Annotated in this window: 10 protein-coding genes; 1 reads left to right on the forward strand and 9 read right to left on the reverse strand. The window is 38.2% G+C overall.

Features of this window, described 5'->3' with window-relative positions; translation table 11 throughout:
- Positions 1-2 precede the first annotated feature (2 nt).
- Positions 3-1,589, forward strand: coding sequence for a phosphoglycerate dehydrogenase (gene serA / locus DF281_RS01365; RefSeq protein ID WP_109348466.1), 1,587 nt, complete (start codon positions 3-5; stop codon positions 1,587-1,589).
- A 192-nt stretch (positions 1,590-1,781) separates the two neighbouring features.
- Here serA and DF281_RS01370 read toward each other — a convergent pair whose 3' ends face one another.
- The 9 genes from DF281_RS01370 to DF281_RS01410 all read right to left on the reverse strand — a co-directional run bounded on the left by DF281_RS01370 (position 1,782) and on the right by DF281_RS01410 (position 12,438).
- The gene (locus DF281_RS01370; protein WP_109348467.1) at positions 1,782-2,576 is read right to left on the reverse strand and encodes an HAD family hydrolase; all 795 of its coding nucleotides are present in this window, start codon (positions 2,574-2,576) and stop codon (positions 1,782-1,784) included.
- Between the two features lie 133 nt (positions 2,577-2,709).
- Complete coding sequence (locus DF281_RS01375; RefSeq protein WP_109348468.1) at positions 2,710-4,341, reverse strand: peptide ABC transporter substrate-binding protein; 1,632 nt, start codon at positions 4,339-4,341, stop codon at positions 2,710-2,712.
- Positions 4,342-4,485: 144 nt separating this feature from the next.
- Positions 4,486-5,409, reverse strand: a complete 924-nt coding sequence (locus tag DF281_RS01380; RefSeq protein ID WP_109348469.1) for an ABC transporter ATP-binding protein — start codon at positions 5,407-5,409, stop codon at positions 4,486-4,488.
- Positions 5,399-6,460 (reverse strand): ABC transporter ATP-binding protein, encoded by a 1,062-nt coding sequence (locus DF281_RS01385; protein WP_109348470.1) that lies wholly within the window; start codon positions 6,458-6,460, stop codon positions 5,399-5,401. The genes DF281_RS01380 and DF281_RS01385 overlap by 11 nt, the downstream gene beginning before the upstream one ends.
- 14 nt (positions 6,461-6,474) lie before the next feature.
- A complete protein-coding gene (locus DF281_RS01390; RefSeq protein WP_109348471.1) occupies positions 6,475-7,398 on the reverse strand; it encodes an ABC transporter permease in 924 nt (307 codons plus the stop codon).
- Entirely contained in the window at positions 7,398-8,327 is a 930-nt protein-coding gene (locus DF281_RS01395; RefSeq protein ID WP_109348472.1) for an ABC transporter permease, read from the reverse strand. The genes DF281_RS01390 and DF281_RS01395 overlap by 1 nt, the downstream gene beginning before the upstream one ends.
- 117 nt (positions 8,328-8,444) lie before the next feature.
- Positions 8,445-10,082, reverse strand: a complete 1,638-nt coding sequence (locus DF281_RS01400) for a peptide ABC transporter substrate-binding protein (protein ID WP_109348473.1) — start codon at positions 10,080-10,082, stop codon at positions 8,445-8,447.
- A gap of 408 nt (positions 10,083-10,490) precedes the next feature.
- Positions 10,491-11,387 (reverse strand): ABC transporter ATP-binding protein, encoded by an 897-nt coding sequence (locus tag DF281_RS01405; RefSeq protein ID WP_109348474.1) that lies wholly within the window; start codon positions 11,385-11,387, stop codon positions 10,491-10,493.
- Positions 11,380-12,438 carry an ABC transporter ATP-binding protein gene (locus tag DF281_RS01410; RefSeq protein ID WP_109348475.1) on the reverse strand — a complete coding sequence of 353 codons (1,059 nt, stop codon included), beginning with the start codon at positions 12,436-12,438 and terminating at the stop codon, positions 11,380-11,382. The genes DF281_RS01405 and DF281_RS01410 overlap by 8 nt, the downstream gene beginning before the upstream one ends.
- Positions 12,439-12,445: the final 7 nt, after the last annotated feature.

Here is a 12,445-nt window from a genome sequence, read left to right on the forward strand (position 1 = left end):
TCATGACTATTAATATTTTAATTAGTGATCCATTAAGCGAAGATGGCATTTACCCACTTCGCCAAGAGAAGGAATTAGACTTAAATATCGTTAGTAATACTGGCTTATCTCCTGCTGAATTAAAAGGCATCATCAAAGATTTCGACGTACTTCTAGTTCGTTCTCAAACGAAAGTAACTCGCGAAATTATTGAAGCTGCTGATAATTTAAAATTAATCGGCCGTGCTGGTGTTGGTGTTGATAACATCGATTTAGAAGCCGCTACTGAAAAAGGTATTATCGTAGTCAATGCGCCAGACGGTAACACGAACTCTGCAGCAGAACATACGACAGCGATGATTATGGCTCTAGCTCGCCATATCCCACACGCTCATATGTCTTTACAAGAAGGCCGCTGGGATCGTAAAAAATTCGTCGGTGTTGAATTAAAAAATAAAACACTTGGCGTTGTAGGTTTCGGCCGTATCGGTCAAGAAGTGGCGCATCGTGCGAAAGGTAATCGTATGAACGTCATCGCATACGACCCATTCCTAACTGCTGAGAAAGCTGAAAAAGCAGGTGTTGCCTATGGTTCTGTAGAAGATGTTGCGAAAGTTGCTGATTTCATCACAGTTCACACACCTTTATTAGACTCAACTCGACATATGATTAACGAAGATATTTTCAAAATCATGAAAGACGATGTTCGCATCATCAACTGCGCACGTGGCGGAATCATCGACGAAGATGCTTTATACGCTGCAATCGAATCAGGAAAAGTGGCAGGCGCTGCATTAGACGTAATGGAAGAAGAACCTTTCGTAGGTCATAAATTACTTGATTTACCTCAAGTAATCGCAACTCCTCACTTAGGTGCATCTACAATTGAAGCACAGGAATCAGTGGCAGTAGATGTTAGTAATGATATTTTAAGCTACTTCAAATTCGGATCAGTTCTAAATCCAGTCAATATGCCTTCTGTTCCTAAAGATATGGTCGCAAAAGTTGAGCCATTCTTCGATTTAGGCTATAAAATCGGTAATTTAGTTTCTCACCTAACGGACGAAGCGATTAACGAAATTAATATTTACTACTCTGGCGACCTAGCTAATTTCGATGTTCGTCCTTTAACGAACAACACGGTTAAAGGGATCCTTACGCGCAACTTAGGGAATCATGTCAATAATGTCAACGCTCGCTACCTTGCTGAGCGCAATGACATTAAAGTAAATGAGCATAAATCAACTCGTGCAAAAGCATTCTTAAACTCAATCACAGTTGAATTAGTGACGGATCATACAACTCATAAAATCAAAGGAACATTACTTGCAGGGCTTGGCGCTCGTATCGTTCAAGTAAATGACTATGTTGTCGACATCGTTCCAGACGGTCATATCTTAATGATTCGTCATACAGATAAGCCTGGAGCAATCGGCCTTGTCGGTACACTTTTAGCTGACCAAAATATTAATATCGCAACTATGCAAGTTGGACGTACTTCTGAGGGTGGGGATGCCATCATGGTACTTTCAGTTGACTACGCTGTTGAAAACGTAGACTTCTTGAAACAACAAAAAAATATTTTCGATGTAAAAGCAATTAACTTATAATCATTTTCACAAAGGAAAAAGGAGAACCGCATTTCAAATGCGATTCTCCTTTTTATTAGTTTTGCTTCATTTTATATATGACAACAGCTGCCGTTAATAATAACGATACAAACACTGTTCTTTTCTTTTTTGTTGTTTTTTTCATATGATTTCCTCCCTGAATATAGAACGTAGGAAGAATTTAAAAAGTTGCTAAATTGACTCTACGATACTCTTAATTTCACGTAAGTTTTGAATTTCATAAGTTGGAATGACTGTATCAGAAGGCTTTTTATCTTCACGATTGATCCAAATATTTTTCATATTAATTCTTGAAGAACCTAGAATATCCGTCATTAAATTATCGCCAACCATAATTCCTTGATCCGCAGTAATACTCGCTTTTTCTAATACATATTCAAAAATTGATGCATCTGGCTTCCCTTTTCCAAAATCACCTGAAATAATAATATGTTCGAAATAAGGTACAAGCTCTGGTGTGATTTCAAGTTTCGTATTTTGTAAACTTGGCGCACCATTCGTTAATAGAACGAGTTGGAATTCCCCTTTTAATTGGTCGAGCACTTCAAATGTTTCTTCATAAACGAATGGACTTGCTTTACGTGCTTGAATAAAGAATTCAGCTAAGTACGCTCCTAACTCCTCATCTTCAACACCTTCTAATTTCAAAGCATTTGTCCAAGCATTTTTGCGATATGAAGGCATAATCTCTTTCATTTCTTGGAATTGTGGCGTTGGATCATCAAATGTTCCCCAAATCCCTTCAAAAGGGTTAATGCCGATCATTTGTGTATAGTCATAAACTGGATAACCTTCATAAAGTGATCTCGCAGCCATGCGTACTGATTGCTCTAGCTGCACTGCATTCAAATTAGCTGATGATTTTCGAGTCGCTTCTTCGCAAGTAAGTCTGAATGCTTCAGAAATACTTTTATTGTCCCATAAAAGTGTGTCATCTAAGTCGAAAATTATTGTTGTAATTGGCATTATTCCGCTCCTATGTAGAAAATATTTACTCTCTTTATTGTACTATATTTCACTACACTAATGAGTTGAATTTCGAAAATTCGGATAAAATGAAGAAAAAAAGAGGTTGGGAAATCCCAACCTCCTTCAGTCATTATTTCGATAATTCTACTTGTTTTAAGTTAATCACACCAAGTCCATTTGGCGCCATATTTTTCACATGATCTTTTACTACCCAAATATTTGTGTAGTAGTAAATCGGTGCTACTGGATACTGCTCCATTAAGATTTTTTGGCCATCTTTAAACAATTGAAGACGCTTCGCTTCATCTAGCTCTTTCACTGATTGCTTCATTAATTCCGTATATTTCGGATCTTCCCAACCAGTGTCATTATTGCCGTTATTCGCAGCATCATAGCGCTCAAGGAATGTGTACGCGTCATTATAATCCGCTACCCAACCTAGTCGACCAACATCGTATTGAAGTGCAGTCATCTTATCTAAGAATACTTGCCATTCAGAGTTGTCGATTTTCACTTTAATGCCAAGCTCTTTCTCCCAGCCCGCTTGAATGTATTGAGCGATTGCGGCATGCGCTTCTGAAGTATTAATAGAAATACCTAGCTCGATATCAGAAGCTTTCGAAATGCCAAGCTCCTTCATACCTTCCTCTAATGCTTTCTTCGCTTCTTCTACATCATGATCCTTAATATAGGCTTCATTTTCGAATCCTTTAACCGCACTTGGCACCATTGCTAAAGCTGGCTTTTGCTCACCTTTGACAACGTTGTCGATTAAACCTTGACGATCAATCGCTAAAGTAAGTGCTTTACGGATATTTTCATTTTTCGTATATTTACCTTTCGTATTCATTTTGTACTCATAAATCGCTGCATAATCTTCTACATTTAATGATTTATCCTTTTTGTAGCCCGGTAATGCATCTAGTGGAACTGATTGGAATGGCGCGCCTAGGAAGTCTAAATCGCCATTTGTAAACATACGATTTGCTGTCGCTTCCGATTCAACCATTTTCACAGAAATAGCATCTAAACCAACACTACCTTTATCCCAATATGAATCACTCTTCTTCATCGTGATTGCAGCTGAGTGCTTCCATTCAGATAAAGTGAATGGACCATTCGTTACGTAGCCCTCTCCGCCTTCAGCATTCCATTTAGGGTTTTCCTTCGCTACCTTTTCATTGACAGGTAAGTACGTCATAAACGCCGTTAATTCCGTGAAATAAGGTGTAGGGTTTTCTAAAGTTACGATTAAAGTTTTATCGTCTTTTGCTTCAATCGCAATATCTTCTTCCTTTCCTTTTCCAGTATGGAACGCTTCTGCCCCTTTAATCGGGTATAGAATTGTCGCATATTCAGATGCTGTTTTTGGATTTAATCCATAAATCCAAGCATGTTTAAAGTCGTTTGCTGTTACGGTATCGCCGTTCGACCATTTCGTATCTTTTAAAGTGAATGTGTAAGTTAACTTATCTTTACTAATATCGATTTTTTCAGCGACTGCATTTTGAACCTTCCCATCATCGTCAACTCTCGTTAAGCCTTCAAATAATGAATTCAATAATGCACCCGATGTCGTATCATTCGCTTTTTGTGGATTCAAACTAGGTGGTTCAGACATAATCGCAAGTTTTAGGAGCTTCTCTTCCTTAACATCTTTGCCATTGCCCTTCTTACCTTCCTCAGATCCTGAATTCCCACAAGCGCTAAGAGCCAATGCCGCACTCGCTACCAATGTAACTGCTAACTTACCATATTTCATAAAAAATCCCCCTTTAAAAGATAGTTCACATCATAAAGCAGAAAATAAATCCTATCTATAATATACCAAATATTCTTAAAATTACAAACTGATAACAATAATAGAACCAAAAAAAGCCACCGTCCAAAGACGATGACTTCATTCTTAATCTAAAATATGGCCTTCTTTCGTATCGGCATGCCAACGCTTCACTTGTTCATCTGAACCGAAAACGAAGTGACCTTGTATCACTTCATGTACAGTTTGCTCTTCCTTCACTTCTTCAGGAACGTAAGGAATTCGTGTGCGCTTCGCTTCTGAAATTGGATCAGGTAGCGGAATAGCTGATAGTAAAGATTTCGTATAAGGGTGTACGGGGTGATGATAAATCATATCCGCAGTTCCTAATTCTACAATTTTGCCGTGATGCATTACTGCAATTCGATCACTAATATATTTAACCATCGATAAATCATGTGCGATGAATAAAAATGTTAGATTGCGTTCACGTTGTAGTTCTTTCAGTAAGTTTACAACTTGCGCTTGAATCGATACATCAAGTGCTGAAATCGGCTCATCCGCAATAATAAAGCTTGGATTCAAACTTAATGCGCGGGCAATCCCAATACGCTGACGTTGACCACCTGAGAACTCATGGGCATAACGGTTTGCGTGTTCACGGTTTAGTCCTACCGCTTCCAGTAGCTTGCCAATAATATCTTTTCGTTTCTTTTTATCTTTATGAAGACCATGAATATCAAATCCTTCTGCAATTACTTCGCCCGCAGTCATTCTTGGGTTAAGTGATGCGTAAGGATCTTGGAAGATCATTTGCATTTCACGATTGAACTTCATTTGTTCTGCTTTTGATTTCTTATTATGAACATCTTCGCCTTTATAAAGAACTTGGCCATCCGTAATATCGTAAAGACGGATAATCGAACGTCCAGTTGTTGATTTACCTGAACCTGATTCTCCAACGAGCCCTAGCGTTTCACCTTCGAAAACATCAAAACTAATGCCGTCTACCGCGCGAATTGAGCCAAAATGCTGATGTAGATTCTTTACTTCAAGAATTTTATTCTGCATCTGTATTTTCCCCCTTCGCTAAGTAACCATCGATTCGTTTTTGAACTTCTTCAGGTACATCAATTTTCGGTGCATCTGGATGTAATAACCATGTTTTCGCCGAGTGTGTTGGCGATATTTCAAACATTGGCGGCTCTTGTTCATAATCGATTTGCATGGCGAACTCATTACGAGCTGCGAATGCGTCCCCTTTTGGTGGGTGAATTAAATCTGGTGGTGAACCTGGAATCGTACGTAATAACTCATCTGATTTATTTTCTAAATCAGGCATTGAACCTAGTAATCCCCATGTATACGGATGTTTCGGATTATAGAAAACTTCATTTACAGAACCGTATTCAACGATTTGCCCTGCGTACATTACAGCAACATAGTCTGCCACGTTTGCTACAACACCTAAATCATGCGTAATGAAAATAATCGACGTATTACTATTACGTTGGATTTCCTTCATTAATTCGATAATTTGTGCTTGGATTGTTACGTCTAGTGCTGTTGTTGGCTCATCGGCGATTAATAGTTTTGGATCAGCTGCTAATGCAATCGCAATAACAACACGCTGTCTCATACCACCTGAAAATTCATGTGGATATTGTCCGAAACGCTTTTCAGGATATGGAATCCCAACTTGATCAAGCAATTCAATTGCACGTTTTTTCGCCATATCTTTTGTCGTACCTTTTTTATGCTTCAAGATTACTTCCATAATCTGTTTACCGATTTTCATCGTTGGATTTAGAGCTGTCATTGGATCTTGGAATATCATTGCGATTTCATTTCCTCGAACTTTCGTCATCTCTTTTTCAGTATATTTTACTAAATCTCTTCCTTCGAAAAGGATTTGACCGTCTGCGTAAATGCCAGGTGGTTGTGGAATAAGCTTCATTAAAGCATTACTCGTAACCGATTTACCCGAACCTGATTCCCCTACAATCGCAAGTGTCTTCCCTTTTTCAAGTGTGAAGTTCACTCCACGAACTGCTTGAACCGTTCCTGCATACGTTTTAAAGTTAATTTTTAAATTTTTTACTTCTAAAATTGTTTCAGCCATTTTTTCCACACCTCCTATTTACGTAATTTTGGATCTAATGCATCGCGTAAACCATCGCCTACTGCGTTAAATGCGAAAATTGTTAATGAAATAAAGATCGCTGGGAATATTAAACGCCAAGGAGCCGTGTCGAGCGCATTATTACCGTCAGATGCCATCGTACCCCAAGAAGCTTTTGGTTGTGGAACACCTAAACCGATATAACTTAAGAAAGACTCTGTGAAAATTGCGCTTGGAATTGTTAATGTCATCGTTACGATGATTGCGCCTAATGCGTTTGGAACTAAGTGACGCATAATTAGGTGACCTGTTCTAGCGCCTAGTGTACGGGCTGCTAAGACATATTCCTGATTCTTAATTGTTAATACTTCACCACGCACAATACGTGCCATGTTTACCCAACCTGTGATTGAAAGAGCGATAATCATTGGGACTAAACCTGGTTGTAAAACAACAAGTAGGATGATTACTACTAATAAATACGGTACTGCCGTAAGTACGTCAGCAATACGCATCATAATATCGTCTACTTTACCGCCTGAAAGACCTGCGATTGAGCCCCATGCTACACCGATAATTAAATCGATGAAAGCGGCTGCTAGACCGATGAATAATGAAATACGTGCACCGTACCAAACACGTGTGAATACGTCACGACCTAAATCATCTGTACCGAACCAGTTACTGCCGTTTGGCGCTTCATTGAAACGACCTAAAATTTCATCATATTTATATGGAGATAACCAAGGAACGAATATTGCCATTAAAGCGACAATGCCAATGATAATCATACCGACAACGGCAAGCTTATTATGAGAGAAGCGAACCCATACTTCCTTCCAGAAGGATACGGATTTATCGGCAAGTTGGTCGTTTTTATTGTCATCAACACCAACCACTGTAAATTTCTCAGGTGAGATTTTTTTGATGTCTGCCATTATTTTTTCGCTCCTTTCAACTTAATACGCGGATCAATGAATCCGTATAAAATATCTACAATCAGTACCCCGAAAAGTAAGATGATTGAATAGAATACTGTTGTCCCCATGATTACTGTATAATCACGGTTCGTAATTGATGTAACAAAATACTTACCTAGTCCTGGAATTGCGAAGATTTGTTCCACGATGAAACTACCTGTGATAACACCCGCAAATAATGGTCCTAAATAAGTTACTACTGGTAGAAGTGCGTTACGAAGGGTATGTTTGAAGACGGTTGTCCATTTCCCAATCCCTTTGGCTCTTGCCATTTTCACATATTCAGAATGATTTTGCTCAAGCATACTTGAACGTGTCAGTTTTGCGATGAATCCCATATGTGTTAATGCAATTGCAAGTGCTGGCATTATACTGTAGGCAAAGCCGTCCCAACCACTGATTGGTAACCAACCTGCTTGTAAACCTACGAAATATTGCAATAATCCCGCCAAAATAAAGGATGGTACGGATATACCTAATACTGCGAAGGTTGTCCCGAGATAATCTGGGAATTTGTTGTGATAAAGTGCAGTGACTACCCCGATTAATACACCGAAGCCTACTGCTAATAACATCGCTTCAATACCAAGTGTTAATGACACTGGGAAACTTTCTGCGATCATGTCGTTCGTTGAGCGGTCTTTATATTTCATTGATTGACCGAAATCAAATTGTGCTGTTGAAACTAAGTAATCTTTGTATTGGATATACCATGGATTATCCAACCCATATTCTGCATTCATTGCAGCTTCAATTTCTGGTGGTAAGTTTTTCTCACTAGCAAACGGACTACCTGGTGCGATACGCATCAAGAAGAACGTGATTGTTACGATCACAAATAATGCAACTAAAATATATGCAAGCCTTTTTAAAATATACTTAATCATTACATTACCTCCCTTATTATTATTCCAAAATAAAAGGCTACACTTATTCGATCTCTCGACTAAGTGTAGCCCTATTTTTAGTAGCTAATAGAGTTAGACGAAATGTCTAAAATGCTATTATTTTTCTAGTTTTACGTCTTTCAGGCTGATTTCACCAAGGCGACTTGGAGCCATGTTTTTAACGTAATCTTTTTCTACCCACAGGTTAGTGTAGTAGTAAACTGGAGCTACTGGGAATTCAGTCATAAGGATTTTTTCTGCATCTTTAAGGTGTTGTTCACGCTTAGCTGCATCAGTTTCTTTTACAACTTTCTCCATTAGAGCTTTGTATTCTTTGCTTTCCCAACCAGTGTCGTTGTTACCGTTCTTAGCAGTGTCATAACGCTCTAAGAATGTGTAAGCATCGTTGTAGTCAGCGATCCAACCCATACGGCCGATATCGTAATCAAGAGAAGTCATTTTGTCTAAGAATACTTGCCACTCAGAGTTATCAATTTTAACGTTGATTCCTAAGTTTTTGCTCCATCCTTCTTGGATGTATTGAGCGATTGCAGCATGTGCTTCAGATGTGTTGATTGAGATCCCTACAGAGATATCTTTCGCATCTTTAATTCCTAATTCTTTCATACCAGCTTCTAGAGCTTTTTTAGCTTCGTCGATATCGTTATCTTTCATGTAACCGCGGTCATCTTCGAATCCTGCGATTGCTTTAGGAACCATACCTACAGCTGGAGTTTGTTGACCTTTTGTAACGTTGTCAATTAGACCTTGACGGTTAATTGATAATGCTAAAGCTTTACGGATGTTAGCATTTTTCGTGAATTTACCAGTTGTGTTGAACTTGTACTCGTAAATTGCAGCGTAATCTTGAATGTTTAGAGATTTATCTTTTTTGTAACCATCGATTGCATCAAGTGGAACTGTTTGGAATGGAGAACCTAGGAAATCAATGTCACCGTTTTTGAACATACGGTTTGCAGTTGCTTCTGATTCAACCATTTGGATTTTAACAGTGTTAAGTGAAACATTGTCTTTATCCCAATATTGATCGTTCTTTTTAAGTGTAAGTGAAGCTGAGTGCTTCCACTCTGAAAGTGTGAATGGTCCGTTTGATACGTAACCTTCGCCGCCTTCAGCAGACCATTTTTTGTTTTCCTTAGCTACTTTAGCGTTTACTGGCATAGAAGTGTAGAATGCAGTAATTTCTGTGAAGTAAGGTGTTGGGTTTTCTAAGTTTACTACTAATGTTTTGTCATCTTTAACTTCGATACCTACTTCATCAACTTTAACTTTACCTTCGTTAAATGCTTGAGCATTTTTGATTGGGTATAGAATTGAAGCATATTCAGAAGCGTTTTTAGGATCTAAAGCATAAGTCCAAGCGTATTTGAAATCTTCCGCAGTTACAGCATCACCATTTGACCACTTAGAGTCACGTAGTTTGAATGTGTAAGTTTTTTGGTCTTCGCTAACATCGATTTTTTCAGCTACTGCTGGTTGTACTTTACCATCTTTATCAATGCGAGTTAAACCTTCGAAAGCTGAACGTAAAATAGCACCTGATGTACTATCTGTAGCTTTTTGTGGATTTAAGCTAGGTGGCTCTGATGGAATTACTAAATTTAAATCTTGTTTCGAATCTTTACCTTTTTCTCCGCCTTTGTCTTCTTCTTTATCTTTACCCCCGAAGCCGCAAGCTGCTAGTACTACCATAAGTGCAGAAATTAGTACTAACAAGAATGATTTTTTCTTCATGAAAATCCCCCTCTTTGAAATTATTCTTCTAAATAGAAAAACAGCTACATGTAATAGCTATTAATATAATATCAAAATGTACTGAAAATTTGAAACATTATTTTTAAATTTTTTAGAAAATTTTATATAATCATAACTTTCTGTCGTGAACGAGAGGTTTTCTACATAAAATGGTAATTTTTTATTAATGAAAACGATTCTATTTTTCGGTCTTTTCTTCCAAATACGAACAATTTTTCATAAAACACGTAACTTTAGTTTGCTAATGTAATAAATTTATCCCATTTTCCACCATTTAATCTACTAAAAAATCCTTAGATATCTAAAATTAGATACTAAGGATTTATTATTTTCGCAGTATTCTCATTTAATAATATAATTGAGAATCTACTATTTAAATATGGATAATTATGGACGCCATACTTTTACTTGCTCATCTGTACCATAAACGAAGTGTCCTGGGAATACTTCATGTGTTTTCCCGTTCTCCCCTGTTTCATCATGTACATACGGAATACGCACGCGGTTTGCTTCCGTTTTAGGATCTGGAAGCGGAATTGCAGATAGTAATGATTTTGTATAAGGATGCACTGGGTGATAGTAAATATCTTCAGCTGTACCTAACTCCAAAATCTTCCCTCTACGCATAACTGCAATACGATCACTAATGTATTTAACCATTGATAGGTCATGCGCGATGAATAAGAAAGTTAAATCACGTTCTTTTTGAATTTGCTTCAGTAGGTTTACTACTTGCGCTTGAATCGATACATCAAGTGCAGAGATTGGCTCATCCGCAATGATAAAGCTTGGATCTAAACTTAATGCACGGGCAATACCGATACGCTGACGTTGACCACCAGAGAACTCATGAGCATAACGGTTCGCGTGTTCACGGTTTAAACCTACCGCTTCTAGTAGCTGACCAATTACTTCTTTACGAGCTTTTTTATCTTTGTGCATGCCATGGATATCAAAACCTTCAGCGATAATCTCGCCAGCTGTCATACGAGGGTTTAATGATGCATATGGATCTTGGAAGATCATTTGCATCTCTTTATTAAACTCTTTTAATTCCGCTTTTGATTTCTTACCATGGATGTCTTTCCCTTTGAACTTAACTTCCCCGCCAGAAATGTCATAAAGGCGAATAATTGAACGTCCAGTTGTCGATTTACCGCAACCAGATTCTCCAACTAAACCTAATGTTTCACCTTTATACACATCAAAACTAATACCGTCGACAGCTTTGATTGAACCAAAATGCTGTTGTAGATTTTTAACTTCTAAAATTTTCTCAGACATTTTGAACTTCCTCCTTCGCTAAATAACCTTCGATTCGTTTTGCAACTGCTTCTGGAAGTGGAACTTCAGGTGCATCTGGGTGTAATAACCATGTTTTTGCGAAGTGAGATGGTGATACTTCAAACATCGGTGGCTCTTGTTCATAATCGATTTGCATGGCGAACTCATTACGAGCTGCGAATGCATCCCCTTTTGGTGGGTGAATTAAATCTGGTGGTGAACCTGGAATCGTACGTAAAAGTTCATCCGTTTTGTTTTCTAAATCAGGCATTGAGCCTAGTAATCCCCATGTGTATGGGTGTTTTGGATTGTAGAAGATTTCATTTACATCTCCGTACTCAACGATTTGGCCAGCATACATTACCGCTACACGGTCAGCAATATTTGCTACTACTCCTAAATCGTGGGTAATGAAGATAATCGAAGTATTACGTTCTTTTTGAATTTTCTTCATTAGCTCAATGATTTGCGCTTGGATTGTTACGTCCAGCGCTGTTGTTGGCTCATCGGCGATTAATAATTTTGGTTCTGCTGCTAATGCAATCGCAATAACAACGCGCTGTCTCATACCACCTGAGAATTCATGTGGATATTGAGAAAATCTTTTTTCTGGATATGGAATACCTACTTCATCTAACAGCTCAATCGCACGCTTTTTAGCTGCTGCTTTTGGCGTACCTTTTTGGTGTTTTAAAATTACTTCTGTAATCTGTTTACCGATTTTCATCGTCGGGTTTAAAGCTGTCATTGGATCTTGGAAGATCATCGCAATGTCATTGCCGCGAAGTTTCGTCATTTCCTTCTCAGTTAGAGGGATTAAATCGCGCCCTTCGAAAAGAATTTGACCGCCTGCATAAATACCAGGTGGTTGTGGAATAAGCTTCATTAAAGCATTACTCGTTACTGATTTACCTGAACCTGATTCACCTACAATCGCAAGTGTTTCCCCTTGTTTTAAATCGAAGTTCACACCTCGAACTGCGTGTACTACACCCGCATACGTTTTGAAATTAATCTGTAAGTCTTTTACTTCTAATATTGTTTCAGCCATCTTTTCC

It is taken from the genome of Kurthia zopfii, from assembly GCF_003143955.1.
GTDB lineage: Bacteria > Bacillota > Bacilli > Bacillales_A > Planococcaceae > Kurthia > Kurthia zopfii.

What these genes read in the sequence shown, in the direction of transcription:
- serA (WP_109348466.1), top strand. Translation starts at nt 3, where the DNA reads ATGACTATTAATATTTTAATTAGTGATCCATTAAGCGAAGATGGCATT.
- DF281_RS01370 (WP_109348467.1), bottom strand. Translation starts at nt 2,576, where the DNA reads ATGCCAATTACAACAATAATTTTCGACTTAGATGACACACTTTTATGG.
- DF281_RS01375 (WP_109348468.1), bottom strand. Translation starts at nt 4,341, where the DNA reads ATGAAATATGGTAAGTTAGCAGTTACATTGGTAGCGAGTGCGGCATTG.
- DF281_RS01380 (WP_109348469.1), bottom strand. Translation starts at nt 5,409, where the DNA reads ATGCAGAATAAAATTCTTGAAGTAAAGAATCTACATCAGCATTTTGGC.
- DF281_RS01385 (WP_109348470.1), bottom strand. Translation starts at nt 6,460, where the DNA reads ATGGCTGAAACAATTTTAGAAGTAAAAAATTTAAAAATTAACTTTAAA.
- DF281_RS01390 (WP_109348471.1), bottom strand. Translation starts at nt 7,398, where the DNA reads ATGGCAGACATCAAAAAAATCTCACCTGAGAAATTTACAGTGGTTGGT.
- DF281_RS01395 (WP_109348472.1), bottom strand. Translation starts at nt 8,327, where the DNA reads ATGATTAAGTATATTTTAAAAAGGCTTGCATATATTTTAGTTGCATTA.
- DF281_RS01400 (WP_109348473.1), bottom strand. Translation starts at nt 10,082, where the DNA reads ATGAAGAAAAAATCATTCTTGTTAGTACTAATTTCTGCACTTATGGTA.
- DF281_RS01405 (WP_109348474.1), bottom strand. Translation starts at nt 11,387, where the DNA reads ATGTCTGAGAAAATTTTAGAAGTTAAAAATCTACAACAGCATTTTGGT.
- DF281_RS01410 (WP_109348475.1), bottom strand. Translation starts at nt 12,438, where the DNA reads ATGGCTGAAACAATATTAGAAGTAAAAGACTTACAGATTAATTTCAAA.